Below are 23857 nucleotides of genomic sequence, written 5' to 3' on the forward strand. Positions count from 1 at the left end.
CCTACAGTCACGGGATGGACGCCGCGCGTATCCGCCTCGGCATCGACTTCGGCACGTCGAACACGGTCGCGGCGCTGGCCGGGCCCGACGGGCGCATCCGGGCGCTCGTCGTGGACGGTTCGCCGCTCGTACCGTCGGCGGTCTTCGCGGCCGGCGAGGCGGAGCCGCTCGTGGGCGTCGACGCGGTGCGGGCCGCGGCCGGGAACCCGGCGGCCTTCGAGGGCAACCCGAAGCGGCGCATCGATGACGGTACCGTCTGGCTCGGCGAACGCGACCGCCCCGTCGTCGAGCTCATCGCGGCCGTGCTCGCCCGGGTCGCGGGGGAGGCGCGCCGCGTCGCGGGCGGCGCCGCCGGGGAGACGGTGCTGACCCACCCGGCGACCTGGGGCGGGCCGCGCCTCGCCGTCCTCGCCGAGGCGGCCGCGCGGGCCGGGCTGCCCGCGGTGCGGTTCGTGCCGGAGCCGGTCGCCGCCACCGCGTACTTCGTGTCGGTCCTCGGCGACCCGATCCCTCCCGGCCGCGCGATCGTCGTGTACGACCTCGGCGCCGGCACGTTCGACGTGAGCGTGGTCTGCCGCACGGCGACGGGCTTCAACGTCCTGGCCGCCGACGGCCTGCCGGACGCGGGCGGCCTCGACCTGGACGCGGCGCTCCTGGCCCACCTGCGCACCGCGACCGCCGAAGCCCCCGGCGGCGCGACGGCCGCGGCCTGGCGGCGGCTCGACTGGCCCGAGACCGAGGCCGACCACCGCGCCCGCCGGATGCTGTGGCACGACGCGAAGGCGGCGAAGGAGCAGCTGTCCCGGCACAGCACCGCCACCCTGGACCTGCCGGTGGTGGGCGGCCCGGTGCACGTGACCCGCGAGGAGTTCGAGGCCGTGGCCGGGCCGGTCCTGGCCCGCACCGTGGCGCTCACGCGGGCGGTTCTGCAGCGCGCGGCGGTACCACCGGAGCAGGTCGCCCGCGTCTTCCTCGTCGGCGGGTCGTCGCGCATCCCGCTCGCCGCCACGCTGCTGCACCGCGCGCTCGGGATCGCCCCGACGGTCATCGACCAGCCCGAGCTCGTGGTCGCGGAGGGCGCCCTGCACGCCCGCCCGTCTGTGGTCCAGCCCAGCGCACCGTTGCCGGCCCCGCCGGTGCCGCCCGCGCCGGTACCGCTGCCGGATTCCGTTGCCCAGGGCTCCGGCCGCGTGTGGTGGGCGGCGGTCGCCGTGGTGATCGCGCTCGCGGTCGCCATCGTGTCGGTGGTGTCCTGGAAGACGCTGGCCGCGGGGTCGGGCTCGCCGGCGGGCAACGGGGCCGCATCCCCGGCCGCATCCCCGGCCGCGTCGGCGGCCGCGTCGCTCGTGCGTGCGTCGGCATCGGCGGCCGGCGGCCTTCCGGCCGGCTGGCGGTTGCACGACGACCCGAGCGGCTTCGAGGTCGCGGTGCCCGGCAACCTGAGCGTCACGCAGACGGGGACGCGGCTGCTGTTCGCCGAGCCGTCGCGCACCATGTTCCTGATCGTGGACCAGACGACGACGCCGAAGGCCGACCCGTACACGGACTTCCTGGACAAGGTGAAGGCCAGGAACATGCGGTGCGCGGACGGGTTCGACGGCGGCGGGTACCAGGAGATCGGCATCAACCGCGTGGAGTACAGCCCGCCGCATCGCAACGGCACGCGGCCGGCGGCTCCGGCGGCCGACTGGGAGTACACCTGCGCCCTGGGTGGTGCCCGGTTCCACGTGCGTTACCGGAACTTCGTGACCGGGCCGCACCACGCGTACGCCGTCATCTGGATGACCGCGACGATCGCCTGGGACGGCCTGCGCTCCAGCCTCGACACGGTCCTGTCGTCGTTCACGGCCGCCGACGACTGAGGCTTGCGGCACTACCGTACCGACTGTATATAGTGCACATGTACAGTAGGTACGGAAGGGGCGATGTCAGCGTGCGGGTCGTGTTGTCGAACAGTGCGGGCGTCCCGCTGTACCAGCAGATCAAGGAGCAGGTCGGCACCGCCATTCTCGCGGGCGAGCTCGGCGAGGGCGAGGCGCTGCCGTCCGTGCGGGTCCTCGCACGCGACCTGCGCATCAGCATCATCACGACCACCCGGGCCTACGCCGAGCTGGCCGCCGACGGGTTCATCGCCACCGTGCCCGGCAAGGGCGTGTACGTCCTGCCGCTGGACTCGGCCCTCGTGCGCGAGCAGCTCCTGCGGCAGGTCGAGGACGGGCTCCAGGCCGCGCTGGACGCGTCGCGGCGCGCCGGGCTCGAGCGCGACGAGATCGTGCAGATCCTCGACGGGCTCATCGCGGCCGAGGGGGTCCGGCTGTGAGCGGGGACCTGGCGTTCGCGCTGCGCGGCGTCGGCACCGCCTTGACCGGGCGCTTCGCGCTGCGCGACGTGAGCTTCGAGCTGCCCACCGGCTTCGTCATGGGGCTGATCGGCGCCAACGGGGCCGGCAAGACGACAGCGATCCGGTGCCTGCTCGGGCTGCGGCGGTTCGAGTCCGGCGAGGCCGAGCTGCTGGGCCGGCAGGTGCCGGGGCCGGTCGCCCTGCGCCAGGACATCGGCGTGGTGCTCGACCACACCTACCTCGTCGGCGACTGGCGCCTGAGCGAGGTCGAGCGGACCCTGCGGCCGTTCTACGACCGCTGGGAGAGTCGTCGGTACCGCGAGCTGCTCGACAGCTTCGGCCTCGATCTGCGGGCCCGGGTCAAGGATCTCTCGCGCGGCATGGCGATGAAGCTCATGATCGCCGTGGCCCTCTCGCACCAGGCGCGGCTCCTCGTGTTCGACGAGCCGACCAGCGGGCTGGACCCCGTCGCCCGCGACGAGCTCGTCGGCATCATCGGGGACTTCATGGTCGACGAGCGGCACAGCGTGCTGTTCTCCACGCACATCACGACCGACCTGGACCGCATCGGCGACTACGTGACGATCATCCATGACGGGCGCATCGTGTCGAGCGGTACCAAGGACGCGCTCCTGGACGGGTACCGCATCGTGCGGGGCGGCCCGGACGACCTCGACTCCTGCCTCGGCGTCGAGCTGATCGGGGCGCGGCGCACCGCGGCCGGCGTGCAGGCGCTCGTGCGCGCCGACGAGGCCGGCCTGCTCGATGGGCACGTCCTCGTCGAACCACCGACTCTCGAGGAGATCGCCATCCACATCGGTGCCCCCGCCGCCCGCCGGAGCCTCGTATGAGCGCCGTCGCGCGCGTCGCGCTGCTGGATCTGCGCACGGTCGCGCCGTACCGCCGCCAGGGTCTGCTCATGCTCTTCATCGTGACCGTGCTGCTCTCCACGCGGCCGACGGTGGTGCTGCCGGCGCTCGTGCTGCTGGTCGCCCCGTCGGTCGTCGCCTATCCGTTCAACATCGCCGACAAGGCGGGCCTGGAGACGCTGTACGCGGTGCTGCCGCTGCGCCGCCGCGCGGTGGTCTACGGGCACTACGTCTGGGCGCTGGGCGCCTTCCTGATCACGGGCGCGCTGGGCACGGCGCTGACCCTGATCCTCGCGCGGGCCGAGTCCAAGCCGTTCGGCGCGCACACGCTCGGCGCGGTGCTGGCGGTGTCCTGGGGGATGTTCGCGGTAAACGTGGCGGTCCAGTTCCCGCTGTTCATCCGGTTCGGGTACACCCGCGTCAGTGTGCTGGCCACGGTGCTGCCCCTCGCATTGGTCATGATGGCCGTCATCAAGCTGAACCTGTCCGTCGCGGCGCTTGCCGACTGGGTGCCGATGCTCTGGCCGCTGGGGGCCGCCCTCATCGCCGGGTCGGCCGTGGTGGCCCTGATCCTCGACCGGCGCACGCTTCAGATTCTGTGAATGGTGTACCAGCACAGCGCGCCGGCCCCGCCGGCCGCGACGAACGCGCCGAGCAGCGCGGGCCACGCCGGCCACAGCCGGTGCCGGGCCGCGAGCCAGAGCAGCACGACGACCGGCAGCACCAGCCGGAGCGCCTCGCCGGCGGCGACGCCGCGGAAGAAGTCGTCGCCGGCGGCGAGCAGCCGCCACGGCGGCACGACTGTCGCGAACCACCAGCCCTCCCCGGCCAACGCCCCGCACGCGCCGCCGGCCGCGAGGGCCGCGAGCAACGCGGGCGCCGTCCGCTCCGAACGCGCGGGCGCCGCGGGCGCCGTCCGCTCCGGGCGCGCGGGCGCCGTCCGCTCCGAACGCACGGCCTGGCCGAGCAGCCCGAGCAGCGGCCCGGCGACGAGGGAGCCGGCCAGCCACACCGCCGTCATGAGGGCGACCGACCGCAGCCCCATCAGGTCCGCCGAGCGCCCGTCCTCGAGGGTGCCCCCGCTCCAGCGCCGGCTCACCAGCAGCACGAGCAGGTAGTACACGAGCGTGGCGAGCACCAGCAGCACCGTGGCCTGCACGACGGCCGCCGCCGCCCGTCCGCGGCGCGCCCGGCCAGGAAGGCCGCCAGGCCCCACGCGAACCCGCTGCTGGTGAGCGCGACGAGCACCTGGCCGGCCGCGCCGTCGACGGCGTCGGCGGCGAACGCCAGCAGCCCCAGCCCGGCCGCCACCGCGCCGGAAACCGCCGGCGCACCCCTGGTCATTCGGTCATCGCGGCCACGGCCGTGTCGACGTTCTCGGACAGCAGGTCCGGCAGGAAGCTGATCAGGTCGAGGGTGAAGCGCACCATCCCGTCGGGCGGCGCGGCCACGCGTACCGGGGCGCCCCGGTCGCCGAACGCGGTCACCACGCGGTCCAGGCAGAGCAGCCCCGCGCTGTCGAGGAAGGTCGTCTCGGTGAGGTCGACGACGACGCCGCTGGCGGCGCGCACGCTCATGAGCACGTCGCGCTCCACGAGCGGGGCGGTCGCGTGGTCGATCTCGCCGAGCAGCTGGACGACCTCGCAGCCGCCCGTGGAGTACACCCGGACCTGACGCTCCCCGTCCATGTCACCGCCTCTCGCCGCCGGTGCGGCGTCGCATCAGGACCGTGGTGCCGCTGGTACCGCGGTCGATCACGAGCTCGTCGATGAGGCGCCCGATCAGCGCCAGGCCCCGGCCCCGCTGCAGCGCCGAGCGCGGCGGGCGCCACCGGCCGGTGTCGCTCACCCGCACGGCGACGGTGTCGCCGTCGAGCTGCGCGAGGACGGCCACGCCGCCGCGGGCCTCGTCGAGGCCGTACCCGTGCTCGATCGAGTTCGCCACGGCCTCGGCGGTGGCCAGGACCACGCCGAAGCGGTCGTACTCGCCGACGCCCTGGGCCGCGAGCCACGCGTCGAGGGCCGCGCGGAAGCGCGCGAGGGCGCGCATGCGCGCCGGTACCTCGGCCCGGAACGACGGCGCGTCGGCGTAGTCGAGCGCGAGCAGGCACATGTCGTCGTGGCCGCCGCCGCCCGGCAGCATGGCGTCGCTGAGCTCGGTCGCCAGCGAGCCCAGCGGGGTCTGCCAGTGCTCGGCGGCCGCGGCCGCGAGCCGGTCCAGGCCCTGGTGGAAGCGCTCGCCGCGGCGCTCGACGAGGCCGTCGGTGTAGAGCACCAGCCGCGACCCGCGCGGCACGGTCAGCACCGCCTCGCTGCGCGCCCGCCCGGCCGCCGTCGCGCCCAGCGGCCCGGAGCGCGCCTCCCACAGGAAGCTCGGCACCCCGCCCGGCTCCACGAGCAGCGGCGGCGGGTGCCCGGCGCAGGCGTACCGCAGCTCCCCGCTGTCCAGCGCCAGTTCGGCGTACGCGAGCGTGGTCATCTGCCCGGCCGCGAAGTGCGAGACGAAGTCGTCCATGTGCCGCAGTACGTCGGCCGGCCCGTCGTGCGCGGTGGCGAGGGCGCGCACGGCGCTGCGCAGCTGGCCCATCGCGCTCGCGGCGCGCAGGCCCCGGCCGACCACGTCGCCGACGACGATCCCGACGCTCTCGGCGGAGGTGGCGAAGACGTCGTACCAGTCCCCGCCCACCTCGAGCGTGTGCACCGCGGGCCGGTAGGCGGTCACCACGTGGTAGCGCGGGTCGACCGGCCAGTCGCCGCTGAGCATGCTGCGCTGCAGGGTGTGCGCCACCTCGCGGTCCCGCTCGGCCAGGCGCGCATTGTCCAGCGACAGCCCGGCCCGGTCGGCGAGGTCGGCCAGGAACTCCGGCCCGACGTGCCCCGTCCCGGCCACGTCGCCGCCGGCGAGCAGCAGCGTGCCGAGTATCGCGTTGCGGGCCCGCAGCGGCAGCACCATGGCCCGGTCGCCGTCGGCCGCGATCAGCGGCACCGCGGCCAGGGTCCCGGCCCGCCCGGCCGCGTGCACCGAGGCGAGCACGTCGTTCGGGATCGTCCAGCCGCCGCCCGGCCGCCGGGGCGCGGCCGCCCGCCAGGCCGGCTCCCCGTCCGGGTCGCCGGCGGCGTCGAGGTCGATCTGGGCGTAGGCGGCGACGTCGGGCACGAGCAGCTCCACGAGCCGCGTCGCGCGGCCGGCGAACCCGACCGTCTCGTCGAGGTCGCGGCTGAGCCGGGCCAGGAAGCCCGACTGCCACGCCCGCCGCATCGTCTCCTGCAACAGCCGGATGCGCTCCAGCGCCTGCCCGGCCTGCCGGCCGATGGTGCGCATGAGCTCGATCTCGTCCTCGCCGAACGTGCGCGGGCGCGTGGGCTCGGGCGCGAACACGAACGACACCGCCCCGAGCACCCGCTGGTCGGCGAGCAGGGGCGTGACCAGGCGCAGGCCGCCGTCGTCCTCGGCGTACCGGACGACGTCGAGCAGCGCCGCCGCGCGCGCCTCCGGGGCCTGGTCGTCGAGCGACAGCAGATCCTCGGCGTCGCCGAGCGGGCGCAGCGCCGCCTGCGCCGGGTCGATGAGCCACACCCGGGTCGCGGTCGCCGCGAACGCCTCCTCGCCGACCTGCACGATCGGCTCGACGATCTCCTCGGCGCGCTCGATCGCGGCGCAGCGCACCACCATCTTCTGCAGCAACCGGATCCGCGTGGCGTTGCGCTCGGCGCTGCGGCGCTCCTCGAGCAGCTGCCGCTCGTACGTGCGGCGCTCCTTCGCGTCGAACACCGTCATCCGCACGAGCCCCTGGCTGCCGGCCGGGCCCGCGCGCAGGGCCGCGTTCACGAACGCGTCGAGCTTCGTGCCGTCGGCCTTGCGGAACTCGGCCGCCGCCTCGCGGACCTCGCCCTGCATGTGCAGCAGCGGCGCCAGGTGCGTCTCGTGCCAGATGCGGCTGCCGGGCGCGTAGAACTCGTGCACGCGCCGGCCGGCCAGCTGCTCGCGGCGGTAGCCGGTCCACTGCAGGAACGTGCGGTTCGCGCGCACGATGGTGCCGTCCGGCAGCAGCGTGAGGTACCCGCACGGCGCGCTGTCGTAGAGATCCTCGGCGTTCTCTTCGGGCAGCGGCTCCGCCACGCCTCAGCCCGTCCGGAGGAAACCGCTGATCGCGGCGAAGGTCTCCTCGGGCGCGCTGAGGTTCGGGCAGTGGCCGGTCGCGTCGAGCACGACCAGCGTGCTGCCGGGGATGTTGGCGTTGCAGTACGCGCCCACCTCACGCGGCGCGATGACGTCCTCGGAGCACTGCAGGATCAGCGTCGGCACGCTCACCTTGCCCAGGTCCGCGCGGTTGTCGGACCGGAACGTCACCTCGGCGAACTGCCGCGCGATGGCCGGATCGGTGCGGCAGAAGCTGTTCGTGAGCTCCTCGCCGAGGTCCGGGCGGCCGGCGCTGCCCATGACGACCGGGGCCATCGCCGTGGACCAGCCGAGATAGTTGCTGTCGAGGCTTTCGAGCAGCTCGTCGATCTCGTTCGCGCTGAAGCCCCCGTAGTAGCCCTCGTCGTCGATGTACCGCGGGGAAGGCCCGACGAGCACGAGCCCGGAGAACCGGTCCGGCTCGGCGTTCGCGGCCAGCAGGCCCATCATCGCGGCGACGGAGTGCCCGACGAACACGACCCCGTGCAGGTCGAGTTCGTGGAGGAGCTCCAGCAGATCGTCGGCGTAGCCGCCGAGGGTGGAGTACCGCTGCGGGTCGAAGGCCTTCAGGTCGGAGCCGCCGGCGCCGACGTGGTCGAAGAGCACGACGCGGTGTTCGCCGGCGAAGCGGGGCGCGACGAACCGCCACATGTTCTGGTCGCAGCCGAAGCCGTGCGCGAACACGATCGCCGGGGCGGCGGCGTTCTCGGGGCCGAGGAGCCGCACGTTGTTCCGCAGCACTGCGCTCACGGCCAGTGACGTTACTAGTGCCCGACGTGCGCGAACAAGGGGTCGGGCGGCTATTCCCCGCCTTCGGGGCGGCGGCGGTCATCTCCGCCGGGCGAGGCGGTCGGGCCGCGACTCGAAGACCGTTGCAGGGCAAGGACGGTCAACTAGGAGGAGGCACCATGAGTGAACTCGTGGCGATCGGCTATCCCGACCTGGCCACCGCGAACTCGGCCCGGGAAAGGATCATCGAGCTGCAGCGCCAGGGGCTGATCACCGTGCGCGACGCCGCGGTGGTCGAGGCCGGCCGCGACGGCAAGGTCAAGCTGCACCAGTCGACGAGCATGGCCGGCGTCGGGGCGGCCGGCGGGGCGCTGTGGGGCGGCCTCATCGGCCTGCTGTTCTTCGCCCCGTTCATCGGCATGGCGGTCGGCGCGGCCGCGGGCGGCGTCGCCGGCAAGTTCACCGACACCGGGGTGGACGACAAGTTCATGAAGGACGTCGGGTCGGCGCTCGAGCCCGGCAACGCGGCCCTGTTCCTGCTCGTCGACCAGATCACCGTCGACAAGGTCGTGGCGGAGATGGAGCCGTACCACCTCGGCGGCCGCCTCCTGCACAGCTCGCTCAGCAACGAGGCCGAGCAACGCCTGCGCGACGCGCTCGAGGCGGCCCGCCTGGCGCGGGTCTGACCGTTCGGCGGCCCCGGACCGGCGGTGTCCGATCCGGGGTTCGCCGATCGTCGTGATGGCGTGACCGTCATCGCCGTGTTCTTCCTCAACGGCCTCACGCTGTCGACGTACATCGTGCGGGCCCCTTCGTTCAAGGCCGGGTACCACCTCACCGACGGCCGCTTCGGCCTCGCCGGCCTGCTGTTCGCGCTCGCCGCCATCGCGTGCATGCAGCTCGTCGGCCCGCTCACCGCCCGCGTCGGCGCCCGGGCGATCCTGCGGGTCACCCTCGCCGTCATGCCGGTGCTGCTGGCCGGCCTCGCCGTCGCGCCCGGCCCGTGGTGGTTCACCGCCGGCACGGCGCTGCTCGGCGCGGTCCACGGCACCACCGACGCCGCGATGAACGCGCTCGCGGTCGCCGTCGAGCGCGGGGCGGGCCGGCCCATCCTCAACGGCTGCCACGCCGGCTGGAGCATCAGCGCGGTCGTGGCCTCGCTGTCCACGGCCGTCCTGGCCCACGCGGGCGTGTCGCTGGCCGTGCACGCGGTCACGGCGGGCGCTCTGCTCCTGGCCGCCGGTCTGGTACTCGGCCCACGCCTGCCGGACCCGCCGGGCGCCGCGGCGCCGTCGTCCCCGCGGGCCGCCTGGAGCCGCCCGCTGCTCGTGCTCGGCCTGACCGCGACGGCGCTCATGATCTGCGAGGGCGGCGCGCTCGGCTGGGGCGGCATCTTCCTGCACGACGTGCGGCACGCGACGCTCGGCCTTGCCGCGATGGGGATCACCGCGTACACCGGCGGCCAGACCCTCGGGCGGCTCACCGGCGACCGGCTCACCGCCCGCTGGGGGCCCGGCCCGCTGTTCCGCCTCGGCGTCGCCGTCGCCGCGACCGGCCTCGCGACCGCGGTGCTGGCCCCGCACCCGGGCGCCGCGGTGGCGGGGTTCGCCCTGACCGGCCTCGGCTCGTCGGTGCTGATCCCGCTCACCTTCAGCGCGGTGGGACGGCTGCCCGGCCCCGAGCCCGCGGTGCTCGTCGCCCGGCTGACCACCTTCATGTACGCCGGCATCCTGCTCGGGCCGGCGCTGATCGGCTGGTCGGCGGAGTTCGTCGGGCTGGCCGCCACGATGACGGCCCTGGTACCGCTGCTGCTCAGCGCCGCCTACGGATCTTTGAGTCTGCGTTAAGTGTTGCTTAGATCGGGGCCTGCGCGGTTCCGCCGCCGAGATGTTCTCGTTACGTTTGCTCCAGCCGGCCGGCAGTCGCCGCCCACCCCCTGGGCGGCCCGGGCCGGCGCCGCCGAGTCGTACGAAGGGCCTGGGAGCAGGCGCGACGCACGAGCCGGGGACCCACTTGGGGCTCGCCCCGTGGGGTGAATCCGCGCCCGTCAAGGTCGCGGTAGGGCGCACCTTCCTCCCGCCCGAACCCGTCAGCTAACCCGGTAGGCGGTCCGGAAGAAGGACGCTGCCGTGTTCAACGGACGAACGGCACTGCGCTCGCTCCTCATCGGGGTGGCGGTCGCGGCGATGGTCGCGCCGGCGTGTGCCGCACACGCCGACCCGACCCATGACGAGCTGCAGGCCCAGATCGACCAGGGCAACCGGGACCTCGAGCTCGTCGTCGAGCAGTACAACAAGATCAACGGCGATCTGGAGGCCACCCAGGCCTCGATCAAGCAGCTGGAGGCCGACCTCCAGCCGCTGCAGGCGAGCATGGACGCGGCCCGCGCCACCGCCGGCCAGATCGCGGTCAACGCCTACAAGACCGGTGGCAACCTCAACACCTGGTCGCTGATGCTCGGCGCCAGCTCCTCGGACGGGTTCTTCGACCGGGTCGGCACGCTGCAGCAGATATCCCGCAACCAGCAGGCGGACCTCGCCAAGTACACGACCGCGAAGTCCGGCGTCGACACCGAGCAGAAGCGCCTCAACGAGACCCTGGCGGCGCAGAGCCGGCAGAAGGCCGACATCGAGGGGCGGCGCAAGCAGATCGAGGGCAACATCGCCAAGCTCGACGAGATGCAGCGCAAGGCCGACGCCGCCGCGGCGGCCGCGGCCGCCAAGGCCAAGACGCCGACGAAGACCACGGCGTCGAACTCGAACCCGGGTCCGCCGCCGGCCGTCTCCGGCGCGGCGGGCAAGGCGGTCAACTACGCGTGGGCCCAGCTCGGCAAGAAGTACGTCTTCGGCGCCGCCGGCCCGAACACCTTCGACTGCTCCGGCCTGACCATGATGGCGTGGAACGCGGCCGGCGTCTCGCTGCCGCACAACGCCGCGCAGCAGTGGGGCAAGGTCCGGCACATCACGCGGAGCCAGCTGGCCCCGGGCGACCTGGTGTTCTACAACGGCCTCGGGCACGTGGGCATCTACATCGGCAACAACCAGATCATCCACGCGCCGAACAGCCGGACCGTGGTGAAGGTGGCCCCCATCGACATCGACTCGCTGTACGGCTACGGCCGCCCCTGACGGGTCGCATGTCACCACCGCAGCGGACCCCCGCTCCACCCCGGGAGGGATGACGAGCGGGGGGCCGTCCGGGCGCGCCCGGAGCCCCGATGGGCCTCCCCGCCTGCCGCTCAGGCGCCGAGGTGGCCCTCGCAGGTGCCGTCGGTGGACTTGGTGCCGTCGGGGCAGACCGAGTTCACCCACGACGTGCCGCCGAGGCGGGCGCCGGCCAGCCGGGCGCCGCGCAGGTTGGAGGCCTCGAACGTGGCCCCGGTCAGGTCGGCGCCGCGCAGGTCGGCCGCGGCCAGGTCGGTGCGCAGGAACGACACCGCGCGCAGGTCGGCGTCGCGCAGGGTCGCGTTCTGCAGGCCGACGTCGGTCAGTGAGCTGTCGCGCAGTACCGCGCCGCCCAGGTCGGCCCGGGTCAGCTTCACCTGGCTCAGCTGCGCCGAGCGGGCCGTGGCGCGGCTCAGGTCGGCGCCGTAGAGGTCGGCGCTCGTGATGGCCGCGTCCTGCAGCGTGGCCCGGTGCAGGTTGGCGCAGCGCAGCGGGCGGTCCAGGTCGAAGGCGGTGACCGTCCGGCCGCTGAGGTCGGCGGCGCTCGGGGTGGTGCAGCGGGGGCCGTGCGCCGGGTCCGGGCCGCCGCCGCCGTACCAGGTCAGGGCGGCCGCGGCGAGCCCGAGGCCGATGATCGACAGCCCGCCGACGGTCCGCGCGGTCGGCATGACTCGATCTTCCGCGCGTCCGGGCGGTGTGCCGGGTGAGCGGATGGGTTACCTTCCGGCAATGACGAAAGCGCTGGTGCTCGGCGGCGGCGGGATGACCGGTATCGCCTGGGAGTTCGGAGTCCTCGGCGGGCTGGCGCGCGCCGGGGTGGGAGTCGGCGACGCGGACCTCGTCGTGGGTACGTCCGCCGGTTCGGTGGTGGGCACCGTCGTGGCCGCCGGGATCTCCCTCGACGACGCGGTCGCCGCCCAGACCGCCGCCCCGGACCGCCCGGCCCCGGCCGTCGACATCGCGCCGGCCATCGCCGCGTTCGCGCTGCTCGCCGACCGGTCCCGCCCCCGCGCCGAGATCATCGCCGAGATCGGCGCGATGGCCCTGGCCGCGCCGACCGGCGACGAGCAGGCCCACGTCGCGCGCCTCGCCGCCCAGCTGCCGGTCGCCGACTGGCCCGACCGGGCCCTGCGCATCACCGCGGTGGACACCGACGGCGGCCGGTCCGCCGTGTTCGATCGTTCCGCGGGTGTACCCCTCCCGCTCGCCGTCGCCGCCAGCTGCGCGGTCCCGTGCGTGTTTCCGCCGGTCACCATCGACGGCCGGCGGTACATGGACGGCGGGGTGCGCTCGGGCACGAACGCGGACCTCGCCGAGGGTGCCGGCGCGCTGCTCGTCATCGCGCCCGTCGGCGGCCTGATCCGCCCGCTCATCGACCGCGAGATCGCCGCCACCGGCGCGGCGCGCAGCCTGGTGATCGAGCCCGACGACGCCGCGCTCGAGGCCTTCGGCCCCAACGTGCTCGACCCGTCCCGCCGCGCCGCCGCCGTCGAGGCCGGCCTGCGCCAGGGTGCCGCCCTCGCCGACGCGGTGCGCGCGGTCTGGAGCGATCGAACGCTGTAACTTTCCCGGTCAAGTCCCAGGACAACGGCCGTACGGTGGCGGCGCCGTTGCCCACCGTGGCCGCGCGATCCTACCGTCGCAGCGCATGAGCCACTTGAGAAGGGTCATCGCCGCGGCGGTGACGTCCGCCGCCGGTGTCTTGCTCGCCGTCGGCACCATGGCCGGCCCCGCCGCCGCGGCCGGGGCCGGGGTCTCCACCGTCGCCGCGGGCTACGCGCACACCTGCGCCGTCCGGACCGACGCGACGCTGTGGTGCTGGGGCAGCAACTGGAGCGGCGAGGTCGGCGACGGCTCCGGCGTCGACCGGGCCACCCCCACCCGGGTGGGTACCGCCGCCACGTGGTCCGGCATCGACGCCGGCGCCAGCCACACCTGCGCGACCCGCACCGACCACACGCTGTGGTGCTGGGGCCGCAACTTCCGCGGCCAGCTCGGCGACGGCACCACCGTGAACAAGACCACCCCGGTCCAGGTCGGCACCGCGACCACGTGGGCGAGCGTCAGCGCCGGCGACAGCCACACGTGCGCGGTCCGCACCGACGGCACCCTGTGGTGCTGGGGCTTCAACCGCCTCGGCCAGCTCGGCCTCGGCTCCTCCGTCTACACCGTGACCACCCCGCAGCAGGTCGGCACGGCCACGACCTGGGCGAGCGTCACGACCGGCTACGCGCACAGCTGCGCGACCCGCACCGACGGCACCCTGTGGTGCTGGGGCGACAGCTCGTCCGGGCAGCTCGGCCTGGGCAGCGTGGCCTACTCGACCACGCCGGCCCAGGTGGGTACGGCCACCACGTGGAGCGGCGTCACCGCCGGGTTCGCCCACAGCTGCGCGACCCGGACCGACCACACCCTGTGGTGCTGGGGCGAGAACGGCTACGGCCAGCTCGGCGTCTCCGGCGCGTACCAGACCGCCCCGATCCAGATCGGCACCGTCAACACCTGGAGCCGGGTCAGCGCCGAGGTCGACACGACGTGCGGGTCCCGCGCCGACGGCAGCCTGTGGTGCTGGGGCAACAACATGACCGCCCAGATCGGCGACGGCACCACGACCAACCGCTCCGCCCCGACGCGGGTCGGCACCGCCACCACCTGGACGGCAGGCTTCGTCGCGAGCTACCACACCTGCGGCGTCCGCACCGACGCGAGCCTGTGGTGCTGGGGCAACAACGCCAACTCCCAGCTGGGCGACGGCACCACCACCCAGCGCTCGACCCCGGCGCAGGTCACCCTGCCCTGACCGGCTCGGCTCCACCGGCCGGTCAGGGCCGCGTGACCTGACCGGCCGCCGCGGCGAACCCGGCGCTGCCGGTGGAGCGGATGCGGGACCTCGTGCGGGCGCAGGCCTAGGCGGCCGGGGTCGTGGTGCAGGCCCAGCTCTCCTGGGCGGCGGGGGTGTAGGGCGAGACGCCCGCGGGGTTGAAGGCGCGCACCTTGAAGCACATGTACGTGCCCGGGCTCAGGCCGTCCCAGGTGTACGAGCTCGCGTTCGTCGCGGTGTCGTGCGACGTGTTGCCGTTGATGACCGTGAAGCCCGTCTCGTCGGCGGAGTTGTCCGTCCACTGCAGACGGACGGCGGCCGGGCCCTGCGGGGTCGCGGTCAGGCCGCTCGGGGCGGCCGGGCCCGTGCCGGCCTGGCTCGTGGTGCACACCCAGTCCTGTTGCGCGGCCGGGAAGTACGCCGACGGGCCCGCCGCGCCGATCGCGCGCACCTTGAAGCACATGTACGTGTCCGGGGCGAGGCCGTCCCACGTGTACGTGGTCGCGTTGGCGGCCGCGGTGTGCGACGTCGAGCCGTTGATGACCTCGTAGCCGGTCTCGTTGCGGGCGTTGTCCGTCCACTGCAGACGGATGGCGGCCGCGCTCACCGGGGTCGCCCGCAGGCCGGACGGCGGCGGGGGCGCGCCGGGGGACGCCTTGGCTGATGCGGCGGCCGCCGGGGGTACCGCCGGGACCGATCCGCTGGGGCGGGCCGAGGCCGGGGCGCTCGACGCGCCCGGGCCGGCCGCGACGCCGTCGAGGCCGGCGGCGTCGGCCGGCAGCGCCCCGTCGGCCACCACGGAGGGCGGCTTCGGGTCGTCGCCGCGCGCGAGGACCACCGCGGCCACCGCCACGATCGCGACGACCGCCGCGGCCACCCCGGCCACGAGCAGTCTGCGTGACGGCGGCTTCTCGTCCGGTACCGACGGAAGCGCCTCCAGCCGCGTCGCCTCGGCCGCCCGGGCCGCCGCCCGGGCCGCCACGGCCATGTCCGCGCCCGAGGACCACCGCTGCGCGGGCTCCTTGGCCAGCGCCCGCAGCACGACCTCGCGGACCGCGGGCGGCACGTCCGGCGGCAACGGCGGCGGCGCGTCGTTGGCCTGGCGCAGCGCGATCTGCAGCAGGCTCTCGCCCGCGAACGGCAGACGGCCGGCCACGCACAGGTACGCGACGATGCCCAGCGAGTACAGATCCGACTGCGCCGTCGCCGGCCGCCCGCCGGCGCGCTCGGGCGCGATGTAGGAGGCGGTGCCGAGCAGCAGCCCGGTCGAGGTCCGGTGGGTCGCGGCGGCCGAGCGGGCGATGCCGAAGTCGGTGAGCACCGCGCTGCCGTCGGGCCGCACGAGCAGGTTGCCCGGCTTGACGTCGCGGTGCATGACGCCCTTCTCGTGGGCCGCGTGCAGCGCCTCGGCGGCCTCGGCGACCAGCCGCATGGTGGCCTCGGGGCTCAGCCGCTCCACCCGGTCGAGGGTGCGGGCCAGCGACTCGCCGTCGATGTACTTCATGACGAGATACACCCCGGCGGCCGGGTCGTCGCCGAAGTCGTACACGTCGACGACGCCCGGGTGGCTGATCGTCGCCATGGTGCGCGCCTCGGCCCGGAACCGCTCGACGAACTCGGGCTCGCCGGTGGGCGCCCGCAGCAGCTTGACCGCGACCGTGCGCCCGAGCACCCGGTCGTGGCCCTCCCACACGTCGCCCATCCCGCCGCCGGCGATGTGCCGCTCGAGCTGGTACCGCCCGGCCAGCACCGTTCCCGCGCCGATCAACGAGCCCCCTCAGCCGGCCGGACACCTGGACGACTGTTCCTATCCCGCCGGGCGGCGAACCGCAAGGTCTACCAGCCGTCCACCACGGCCGTCAGGCCGGCGTCCCGCTCGCGTCAGTAGCCGATGCGGAAGGTCGCGTCCTGTTTGTCGGTGCTCGGCGAGCCGCTCGTGATCGGGTCGATGCGCAGCACGTAGTTGTAGTGGCGCAGGTACCGGTCCGGGAAGTTGTACGAGCGGAACGACGTCCACGAGGAGTCGGCGAACCCGGCCGCCTTGTAGAAGGTGGCGTCGGCCTTGAACGTGCTCGTGCCGTCGCTGGTGTTGAGTACCAGCGCGTAGTTCGAGTGGCGCAGGTAGCGGTCCGGGTAGTTCACCGAGCGGAACGACACCCCGGCCGAGTCGGCCAGGCCCGGCACCAGGGTCCACAGCTGGTCCTGGTACGGGTCGAACGGGTAGGCGTCGATGCGCCCGACGCTGTTGGAGTGGCGGACGTAGCGGTCCGGGAAGTTGTACGACTTCACGCGGTTCCACGCCGGGGCGCCCCACTTCGCGGTGAGGTTGGACTGCTCCGTCGACGTGAGCGGCGTGATGCCGGGGTGCTTGGAGTTCAGCGGCTGGGTGTACGCGCGGTCGTTGAGCAGGCTCCACGAGCCGCCGGCCACGTTGGTGCTCTGCCAGCAGAAGAACCGGCCGTTGGGGCTCCACGTGTCGCCCCACATGTACCAGGTGTTCGCCGTGTTCGACTTGACGATCTGCGGGGCCTCGACGCCGCGGCCCGGGCCGATGCCCGACGTGTAGATGCTGAAGCTGCCCGGGTTCAGGCTCGAGGAGCGGGTGCCGAGCAGCGTGCTGTTCGTGTTGTTCTTGAAGTACATGTAGTTGACCCCGTCGACGCTGACGAAGTCGCCGTCGATGGCGTCGTAGCCGGGGTCGAAGAACGTCTGCGGGCTCGAGGCCGTCACGAAGTCGCTGGTGTAGTTCACCATCAGCACGTTGTGGCCGCCGGTGACCGCCGAGTAGACGACCGCGTACTGCCCGCGCCCGGCGTCCCAGTAGGCCTCCGGGGCCCACGCGTGGGTGGCGAGCGAGTGCACCTTCAGCAGTCGGTACCCCGTGAAGGTGCGCAGGTCGGCGGAGTCCCAGACGTGGATGTACTGGCTCTGGTAGTTCCAGTCCGTGCCGTTGAGGTCCGTCGCCAGCACCACGAACCCGCCGGTCTGCTTGCGCAGGATGAACGGGTCGCGCAGGCCCTTGCTGCCCAGCGTCGGCGTGACGACCGGGTTGTTCTGGTTGAGCGGGGTCCAGTTGAGCCCGTCGGAGCTGACGGCCAGGTGCAGGCCGTAGTTCGCGGCGGCCATGGTGGGGGACTCGGTGAAGTACGCCATGGCATAACCGGAGTAGGTGGCGGCGAACGCGTTCTCGGGGCGGACGAACGCGGCGCCGGCTACGGCAGCGCCCGCGGCGGAGAGCAGGGTGCGACGCTTCAAGAGGTCACCTCTGATTGTTATCGCTCACAATTAGCGGCTTGCTGAGCGGATGTGAGCGATGTTATCGCTCACATAGATGATGTCAAGTGGGTCAATAACCGAGCTAGGTAAGATAAGGACCATGCCCCCTCTTCAGCGGGTCACCGCGCCGTTGCTCGACGTGCTTGTCGTGTTGCTCGACGCTCACCGGCACGGGCAGGAGGAGCTGCACGGCTGGGCCATCATGAAGAGCGCGCGGCGGTCCGGGCCGACCACCTACGGCGTCCTCGACCGGCTCGAGGAGGCCCGCTGGGTGACCGGCCGCTGGGAGGCCGAGCACCCCGACGGCAACAAGCCCCGCCGGCGCTTCTACCGGCTCACCCCGCACGGCGTCACCGGCGCGGCCGATCTGCTGCGCGCCCGCGGGCGGCGGCTTCCGGCCTACGGGCCCGCCGCCGTGACCCGGCCGGGCCTGGCCGCCGAGGGCGGTGCCCGGTGAGCGGATGGTGGCAGCTCCTCGCGCCCGTGCTGCTGGGCCTGGCCATCAACGAGTGCTCCGACCTCTCGCCCTGGCTGGCACGCCGGATCGTGCGGGTCGCGGCCCGGTGGGCGTACGCGAACCCGGAGCGCGCCGTCCAGCGGGCCGAGGAGTGGGAGGCCGTGATCGTCGGCCGCCCCGGCAAGCTCTTCAAACTCACCACCGCCCTGGGGTTCCTCGCCGGCGCCGGTGGCCTGCGCGGGCGGCGGTTCGCGCTGGACGGGGCGAGCCGGGCCGTGTTCGCGTTCTGCGACTCCGTCATCCGCATCACGCCGGGCGGCCCGCCCCGCCGGGCCGCGGCCCTCGCGGTGCTGCTCCTGCGGATCGCGACGTTCCTGGGCTCGCGCAGCGCGCGCTGGCGGCTCGGCGAGGTGCTCGACGCGATGAACCGCGCCGAGCAGGCCCGCGCCGTGTGGCACCGGGCCGCCGCCGACGAGCCCGCCGCCCGCTGGTTCCTCGCCGGCAAGCTCCAGGCGGCCGGGCGCGTCGACGAGGCCCTCGAGGTCTGGCGGATGGCCGCCGAGGCCGGGGATCCGGGCGCCTGGCACGAGCTCGCGATGCTCGCCCGGGTCTCGGCCGGGCTGCGCGCGGCGCTGCGGGTCTGGGAGGAGGCCGCGGTCGCCGGCGCGCCCATGGCCTCGTCCGGCCTCGCCGACGTGCTGGTGCGGATGGGGCGCGTGGACGAGGCGGTCGCCCTGGCCCGGCGCTCGGTGGAGGAGGGCGACCCGGGCGCGGCGCGGATGCTCGGGCGTGCGATCGAGCTGCGCCGGCGTGGGGTACCCGGAACCCTGCACGTCGTCGACAGCGACGACACGACGGAACTGCTCACGCCGTACGACTTCATGGCCGTCACCGACGAGCAGTGGGACTTCATCACGGGGGATATGCTCGGCGCGTGATCAGCTTCCGCCGTGCCGTCGAGGCGCGCGACGCCGAGGCCATGGCCGCGACCCTGGCCGGCAACGTGGTCTTCCACAGCCCGGTGGCGTTCCGGCCCTACGAGGGCAAGCCGATGGTCGCGGCGATCCTGCGGGGCGTGCTGCGCGTGTTCGAGGACTTCCGCTACGTCCGCGAGCTCGGCGGCGCCGACGGCCGGGACCATGCGCTCGTCTTCGCGGCGCGGATCGGCGACGTCGCCGTCGAGGGCTGCGACTTCCTGCACCTGGACGAGGACGGCCTGATCGACGAGTTCACCGTCATGGTCCGGCCGATGTCGGCCGCACAGGCGCTGGCCGCCGCGATGGCGGCGCAGTTCGACCAGATCAAGCGCGAGGCCGGGGTCTAGTACGCCCGTGAACGGCCACCCCGCCGGAGAGCCGGGCGGCCGCCGCCTCGGGGATCACGCGGTGGCGCGCGACCAGAGCTGGTTGTTCCCGCCGTTGCAGGTGTACTGCGAGATGTCGACCCCGTCGCCGGTGCCGGAGCCGACCACGTCGAGGCACTTGCCGCTGTGCCGCGCGACGATCTGGAAGTAGCTGCCGCTGGCCTTCCACTGCCACTGCTGGTTCGTGCTGCCGGACGTGCAGGTGTACTGGATGACGTTCGCGCCGTCGGCGGTCGACGCGCTCGCGACATCGAGGCACTTGCCGCTGAAGGCGTTCACGACGCGGAAGTAGCCGCCGCCGACGTCCTCGAAGGCCCACTTCTGGTTGGCGCCGCCGTTGTTCGCGTACTGCTTGACCTCGGCGCTGTTCGCGACCGACGCGCCGACGACGTCCATCACGCGGCCGCTGTTGCGGTTGGTGACCCGGTAGTGCGTCAGCGTCGTGTTCCCGCCGCCGTCGAGGCCCCACGAGTAGCGCAGCTGGTCACGGCCGGAGGCGCTCGTTGTCGACAGGCTCAGGCTGGTACCGCTGCCGGAAATTTCTTGCAGGCGGTAGGGATCGGCGATGCGCACGCCGGGCCAGTAGACGGTGCCGAGCCCCTCCGCGCGCGCCTCGGCCGCGGTGCCCCGGATGAAGGCGACGAAGCTGTCCGAAGTGGACGGTGCGTTGTAGTTGCGCCCGTCGGTCATCGGCGCGCCGAACTCGGTGATGAGCGTGCGCGAGGCGTAGGCGCCGATGCTCGTGCGCAGGCTCTCCCGCCACGAGTCCTCGGTGAGGCGCCCGGTGTCGAAGAACTGGTAGGTGTGCCGGGAGATCAGCGTGCCCGCGAACCGGCTGTCGTCCCCGATCGTCGTGATCCGCTGGTTGTACCCGGCCCCGCTCACGATGATCCGCCCGCGCGGCACCCCGGAGTAGTTCGACAGCCACTGGGCCGCGACGTTCTTCCAGTCCGCGTCGCTGTACCCGTGCGGCTCGTTCATCGGCTCGAAGTACACGTTGGCGTTGCCCTGGTACCTGGCCACGATGGTGCCCCACATCGACCAGAACTGGGTCGTGTTGTCCACCAGCCCGTCGCGGGAGTTGTCGGCCTCCCAGTAGCTCAGGATGACCCGCATCCCCTTGCTGGTGGCCTTGTCGATGGCGCCGGTGTAGGAGTTCCAGTAGGAGCCCGACACCGTCGGGTAGTTCACCGGCATCCGTACGGTGTTGGCGCCGAGGTTGTTCTGGAAGCCCGTGAGGATCCTGTCGGCCTTCGTCTGCGTCGTCGCGTAGCTGTCGGACGTGCTCAGCCCGCCCAGCACCAGCGTGTCGTTGACGAAGTTGTCCCGCTGGTCGGCCCAGTTGACCCCGCGGAAGTCGCTCGTCGCCGCGTGCGCGGGCGTGGCGAGGGCGGCGAGGGAGCCGGCGGTGAGCAGGGCCGCCGCCAGGGTGGCGGTGAGCGAGCGGCGCCTTGTGTGCATGGGTTCACCCCTTCGTTCCATGACTGTCGATGCCTGGATGACATCGGAGTGGAGCGGAGGCGGCGGCGCCACCAAGCGAACGGAGAAGGTCAGAAACGTTCAGAAACGAACATGCCGGGGCGGCGGACCAGCGACAGCGAGGAGTGCCGCACCACCAGCTCGGGGGCGACGAGCACGCGCTGGGACGGGCGCCGGTCGCCGTCGAGCAGGCGGGACACCATGAGCTCGACCGCGAGCCGGCCGACGTGGTGCTTCGGCGGGCGCACCGCGGTCAGCGCGGGCTCGGCGAGGTGGGCGACCTCGTCGTCGTACGACACCAGGGCCAGGTCGTCGGGGACGGCCACGCCGTGCTCGGCGCAGAACTGGGCGATCGACATGGCGTCCGGGTCGCTGTGCACGATCAGCGCGGTGATGCGCGCGCGGCGGCACTGCGCGAGCACGTCACGGATCTCGGTCCAGTGCTCGCGGGCGGTCAGCGCGACGACCATCCCGTCGGCGATGGCCAGGTCGGCGCAGGCGGCCCGCCAGCCCTGCAGCAGGTGCTCGGAGGTCGGGCTTTCGTGCGACAGCACCAGCCCGATGTGCCGGTGGCCCTGCTGGTGCAGGTGGTGCACGGCGATCTCGGCGCCGAGCGCATGGTCGCTGCGCACCCACTCCAGCTGCCGCGGGGTCGCGGTCCACCGGTGCGGCTGGCGCTCCACGAGGATCGCCGGCACCGGCAGCCGCCCGATCCAGTCGATCATCTCCGCGTCGAGGCTCGGCGCGAGCAGCAGCCCCTGCACCTGGCTGGCCTCGACGAGCCGGCCGATCTGGCGCCGGTCCTCGTCCGGGTCGTACGACGAGCCGCGCAGCTGCAGCGCGACCCCGAGCGCGGCGGCGGCCGCCCGGGCCCCGGCCACGATCGGCGGCCAGTAGAAGTCCAGCGACGGCACGACGATGCCGATGGTGAACCGCGTCCGCGGCCGCTGCACCGGCCGGGGCAGGTCGACGCCGGGCCCCTGCCCGGGCAGCGTGGCCCCGCCGTGCACGCGGGTGACGAGGTTGCGCTCGGCCAGGGCGGCGATGTCACGCCGGATGGTCAGCTCACTGACGCCCAGCTCCCGGGCCAGGTCGGCGACGCGCACCGACCCGGCCCGGCGCAGCTCGCTGAGCAGCCGCTCGTGGCGTTGAACGCCGAACAGCCGATCAGTCATGGCACTCTTCCGGGCCCGCCGATTGTTTCGTGCCCGTTAACATAAATGTCGGACGATACCTCGTCAACCGCTGTGTTAGCGCTCCTCAACCAGGGCCGCCAGGCGGTCGAGCGAGGCCTGTAACTTGCCGGCCGTCGTCGCCTCCGCACGCGCGAAGCGCTGTTCGTCGGTGAGGCCCGTCCAGTCGTACGTGTGCGTGACGCGCGTGCTCGACGCGTCGACCGGCTCGAGCTCCCATCGCCACAGGTGCCCGGGCTGGGGCCGGCCCGGCTCGCTCGGCCGCCACGCGATGCGCCGCCCCTCGGCGAACTCGACGACGTGGTTCTCCCGGACCGCGCCGCCGGTCAGCGTCATGACGAAGACGTCACCGACGGCGCGGACCCGCTGCCCGTCCGCCGCCTCCCGGAGGTTCTCGTTGCCGTCCCACTCCGGCTGGCGGGCGGGGTCGGCGATGAGCTCGAAGATGGCGGCGGCGGGCGCGGCGATGTCACGGCCGGCGGTGACGACTCGGGTCATGCCTCCTATCTCATCACCCACCCAGCGATGCCGCCGCCGACGCGATCGCGCTCGCGAACGTGCTCACCTCGGAGTAGACGCCGGGGTAGTTGGGCCGCGCGCAGCCGTTGCCCCAGCTCACGATGCCGACCTGGATCCACGCGTTGGCGGCGTCGCGGCGGAACATCGGCCCGCCGGAGTCGCCCTGGCAGGTGTCGACGCCGCCGGAGGCGTACCCGGCGCAGATCTCGTCGCTCGGGACGAGGTCCGGGTACGAGTTGTCGCAGGTGGCGTCGGGCACGAACGGGACTGTGGCCTTGAGGAGGTACCGCTGCTGGCCCCCGCCCTCGGTGGCCGCGCCCCACCCGACGATCGTGAAGGTGCCGGTGTTGTACGTCGTGCTGGTCGCGATCGGCAGCGTGGCGAGGCCGGTCACGGGGGTGGCGAGCCGGATGAGCGCCCAGTCCTTGCCGTTGCCGTTGTACCCGGGCGCCCGGTACACGTAGTTCGACCGGACCGTGATCCGGCTGGACGACTGCAGATCGACCGCGCCCAGCGTGGCGGTGATACTGGTGTTGGTACCGGTACGGCTCACACAGTGCGCGGCGGTCAGCACGAGCCGGGGGCTGTACAGGGCGCCGCCGCAGCCCATCGACAGGCGCACCATGAACGGGAACTCGCCCTGAGCGGCTCGGGTCCCGCCCACCACCGACTCTCCGGGCACGGCCGCCTGCGCGTTGCCGGGCACGACGCCGGCGAGCGCGGCGGTCATTGCGGCTACCACCACCAGAAGCCTTCGAACCATCCGGAGCCTCCCCAATCTCGTTTGGATGATGGTTCGAATGATATGTGTCGATGTCTGGGGGCTGGGCATAGCGTCTGGGCCATACTGCTGGCTTACTTGGACGGGGGGCTGACGAAACGACGCTCGGCCGATGGTGCGCGGGCGCCTCCGGCGCCCGCAATGGGTAAGCGTGGTCCCTGTTCGTTGCTGCCTGCGGTTATGCCTCTTGGCCGTGTTTTGCCGGCGGGTTCGTGCGGGTCGTCATTCGGTGGTCCCGGTCTTGCGCTATTTGAAACGGGATCCTGTTGCCGTGCGTGATTTGGGATAATCGATATGTGTTGGGGCAGCGGGGGTTGTTCAGTCGGGCCGAAATTACTGCGATGCGGGATCCGACTCGGCGGCGTAACTATTCGCCGGGGGGTGAGGAGTTTCGGAAGGAGCACAAGAGGCATCGGGACTGGGGGCTCGCGCAGCGGCATCGGAAGAAGCTTTGCGACAAGTTCGGCAGTGTCGAGGCGGCGGAGGCGTACTTCGCGCAGCGGGGCCGAGAAGCGCTCGCGCAGGTTCCGTCGGATCTGCCGGTTGTGGAGGTCGAATGTCCCGCGCCGTCGGTTCCGGCCGCTGACCAGGGCGGGCACCCTGTGAGCCACTGCGCCGCCGCCGCCGCCGGCGACGGCGACGGCGACGTCGACGGCGAGCCCGAGGCGCTGGACGTGGTGGAGGGT

General features: G+C 73.3%; 24 protein-coding genes and 1 riboswitch. Of the genes, 12 read left to right on the plus strand and 12 right to left on the minus strand.

Translation table 11 applies throughout. The features are described from left to right. Positions 1-14 precede the first annotated feature (14 nt). From AB0B76_RS13455 to AB0B76_RS13470, 4 genes are all read left to right on the plus strand, one after another. On the plus strand, positions 15-1862 hold the full coding sequence (locus tag AB0B76_RS13455; protein WP_360374247.1) for an Hsp70 family protein: 1848 nt from the start codon (positions 15-17) through the stop codon (positions 1860-1862). 80 nt (positions 1863-1942) lie between these two features. Beyond that, positions 1943-2320: a GntR family transcriptional regulator gene (locus AB0B76_RS13460; RefSeq protein ID WP_360374249.1), complete on the plus strand. Its 378-nt coding sequence runs from the start codon at positions 1943-1945 to the stop codon at positions 2318-2320. Next, on the plus strand, positions 2317-3192 hold the full coding sequence (locus AB0B76_RS13465; RefSeq protein ID WP_360374251.1) for an ABC transporter ATP-binding protein: 876 nt from the start codon (positions 2317-2319) through the stop codon (positions 3190-3192). The genes AB0B76_RS13460 and AB0B76_RS13465 overlap by 4 nt, the downstream gene beginning before the upstream one ends. Continuing rightward, positions 3189-3812, plus strand: coding sequence for an ABC-2 transporter permease (locus tag AB0B76_RS13470; protein ID WP_360374253.1), 624 nt, complete (start codon positions 3189-3191; stop codon positions 3810-3812). Before AB0B76_RS13465 ends, AB0B76_RS13470 begins: the two co-directional genes overlap by 4 nt. Here the strand turns inward: AB0B76_RS13470 and AB0B76_RS13475 are convergent. Genes AB0B76_RS13475 through AB0B76_RS13495 form a run of 5 tightly spaced genes read right to left on the minus strand, consistent with a single transcriptional unit; the run spans position 3800 to position 8139 of the window. Continuing rightward, a complete protein-coding gene (locus AB0B76_RS13475) occupies positions 3800-4369 on the minus strand; it encodes a hypothetical protein (protein ID WP_360374255.1) in 570 nt (189 codons plus the stop codon). The two genes, AB0B76_RS13470 and AB0B76_RS13475, sit on opposite strands and share 13 nt — an antisense overlap. Continuing rightward, the gene (locus AB0B76_RS13480; RefSeq protein WP_360374257.1) at positions 4306-4554 is read right to left on the minus strand and encodes a hypothetical protein; all 249 of its coding nucleotides are present in this window, start codon (positions 4552-4554) and stop codon (positions 4306-4308) included. The genes AB0B76_RS13475 and AB0B76_RS13480 overlap by 64 nt, the downstream gene beginning before the upstream one ends. After that, positions 4551-4898, minus strand: a complete 348-nt coding sequence (locus tag AB0B76_RS13485) for an STAS domain-containing protein (protein WP_360374259.1) — start codon at positions 4896-4898, stop codon at positions 4551-4553. The genes AB0B76_RS13480 and AB0B76_RS13485 overlap by 4 nt, the downstream gene beginning before the upstream one ends. 1 nt (position 4899) lies before the next feature. Beyond that, the gene (locus AB0B76_RS13490) at positions 4900-7329 is read right to left on the minus strand and encodes a SpoIIE family protein phosphatase (protein ID WP_360374261.1); all 2430 of its coding nucleotides are present in this window, start codon (positions 7327-7329) and stop codon (positions 4900-4902) included. 3 nt (positions 7330-7332) lie between these two features. After that, positions 7333-8139: an alpha/beta hydrolase gene (locus AB0B76_RS13495; protein ID WP_360374263.1), complete on the minus strand. Its 807-nt coding sequence runs from the start codon at positions 8137-8139 to the stop codon at positions 7333-7335. A gap of 158 nt (positions 8140-8297) precedes the next feature. Between AB0B76_RS13495 and AB0B76_RS13500 the strand changes: the two genes are divergently transcribed. From AB0B76_RS13500 to AB0B76_RS13510, 3 genes are all read left to right on the plus strand, one after another. After that, on the plus strand, positions 8298-8804 hold the full coding sequence (locus AB0B76_RS13500) for a DUF1269 domain-containing protein (protein ID WP_360374265.1): 507 nt from the start codon (positions 8298-8300) through the stop codon (positions 8802-8804). Positions 8805-8864: 60 nt separating this feature from the next. After that, positions 8865-9965, plus strand: coding sequence for an MFS transporter (locus tag AB0B76_RS13505; protein WP_360374267.1), 1101 nt, complete (start codon positions 8865-8867; stop codon positions 9963-9965). 117 nt (positions 9966-10082) lie between these two features. Beyond that, positions 10083-10240, plus strand: a riboswitch (cyclic di-AMP (ydaO/yuaA leader). Between the two features lie 7 nt (positions 10241-10247). Then, positions 10248-11246: an NlpC/P60 family protein gene (locus AB0B76_RS13510; RefSeq protein ID WP_360374269.1), complete on the plus strand. Its 999-nt coding sequence runs from the start codon at positions 10248-10250 to the stop codon at positions 11244-11246. A 110-nt stretch (positions 11247-11356) separates the two neighbouring features. Here the strand turns inward: AB0B76_RS13510 and AB0B76_RS13515 are convergent, their stop codons facing one another. Continuing rightward, a complete protein-coding gene (locus AB0B76_RS13515) occupies positions 11357-11950 on the minus strand; it encodes a pentapeptide repeat-containing protein (protein ID WP_360374271.1) in 594 nt (197 codons plus the stop codon). Positions 11951-12011: 61 nt separating this feature from the next. On the opposite strand from AB0B76_RS13515, the gene AB0B76_RS13520 reads away from it, so the two are divergent. Together AB0B76_RS13520 and AB0B76_RS13525 are read left to right on the plus strand one after the other, a co-directional pair. Next, positions 12012-12845, plus strand: coding sequence for a patatin-like phospholipase family protein (locus AB0B76_RS13520; RefSeq protein ID WP_360374273.1), 834 nt, complete (start codon positions 12012-12014; stop codon positions 12843-12845). Between the two features lie 85 nt (positions 12846-12930). Continuing rightward, a complete protein-coding gene (locus tag AB0B76_RS13525) occupies positions 12931-14082 on the plus strand; it encodes a hypothetical protein (RefSeq protein ID WP_360374275.1) in 1152 nt (383 codons plus the stop codon). A gap of 106 nt (positions 14083-14188) precedes the next feature. Here the strand turns inward: AB0B76_RS13525 and AB0B76_RS13530 are convergent, their stop codons facing one another. Together AB0B76_RS13530 and AB0B76_RS13535 are read right to left on the minus strand one after the other, a co-directional pair. Then, positions 14189-15871, minus strand: a complete 1683-nt coding sequence (locus AB0B76_RS13530) for a protein kinase (protein ID WP_360374277.1) — start codon at positions 15869-15871, stop codon at positions 14189-14191. Positions 15872-15984: 113 nt separating this feature from the next. After that, a complete protein-coding gene (locus AB0B76_RS13535) occupies positions 15985-17358 on the minus strand; it encodes a glycoside hydrolase family 43 protein (protein ID WP_360374279.1) in 1374 nt (457 codons plus the stop codon). A gap of 121 nt (positions 17359-17479) precedes the next feature. Here AB0B76_RS13535 and AB0B76_RS13540 point away from each other — a divergent pair, with 121 nt between their 5' ends. Genes AB0B76_RS13540 through AB0B76_RS13550 form a run of 3 tightly spaced genes read left to right on the plus strand, consistent with a single transcriptional unit; the run spans position 17480 to position 19160 of the window. Continuing rightward, entirely contained in the window at positions 17480-17836 is a 357-nt protein-coding gene (locus AB0B76_RS13540) for a PadR family transcriptional regulator (protein ID WP_360374281.1), read from the plus strand. Continuing rightward, complete coding sequence (locus tag AB0B76_RS13545; RefSeq protein WP_360374283.1) at positions 17833-18774, plus strand: hypothetical protein; 942 nt, start codon at positions 17833-17835, stop codon at positions 18772-18774. Before AB0B76_RS13540 ends, AB0B76_RS13545 begins: the two co-directional genes overlap by 4 nt. Further along, positions 18771-19160, plus strand: a complete 390-nt coding sequence (locus tag AB0B76_RS13550; protein ID WP_360374285.1) for a nuclear transport factor 2 family protein — start codon at positions 18771-18773, stop codon at positions 19158-19160. The genes AB0B76_RS13545 and AB0B76_RS13550 overlap by 4 nt, the downstream gene beginning before the upstream one ends. 54 nt (positions 19161-19214) lie before the next feature. On the opposite strand, the gene AB0B76_RS13555 is transcribed toward AB0B76_RS13550, so the two are convergent. The 4 genes from AB0B76_RS13555 to AB0B76_RS13570 all read right to left on the minus strand — a co-directional run bounded on the left by AB0B76_RS13555 (position 19215) and on the right by AB0B76_RS13570 (position 23153). Continuing rightward, a complete protein-coding gene (locus AB0B76_RS13555; RefSeq protein WP_360374287.1) occupies positions 19215-20660 on the minus strand; it encodes a ricin-type beta-trefoil lectin domain protein in 1446 nt (481 codons plus the stop codon). A gap of 89 nt (positions 20661-20749) precedes the next feature. After that, positions 20750-21853, minus strand: coding sequence for a substrate-binding domain-containing protein (locus AB0B76_RS13560; protein WP_360374289.1), 1104 nt, complete (start codon positions 21851-21853; stop codon positions 20750-20752). Between the two features lie 75 nt (positions 21854-21928). Beyond that, positions 21929-22369, minus strand: a complete 441-nt coding sequence (locus tag AB0B76_RS13565; RefSeq protein ID WP_360374291.1) for an SRPBCC family protein — start codon at positions 22367-22369, stop codon at positions 21929-21931. A 13-nt stretch (positions 22370-22382) separates the two neighbouring features. After that, positions 22383-23153: a serine protease gene (locus tag AB0B76_RS13570; RefSeq protein WP_360374293.1), complete on the minus strand. Its 771-nt coding sequence runs from the start codon at positions 23151-23153 to the stop codon at positions 22383-22385. Positions 23154-23857: the final 704 nt, after the last annotated feature.

This window comes from Dactylosporangium sp. NPDC049140 (assembly GCF_040648435.1).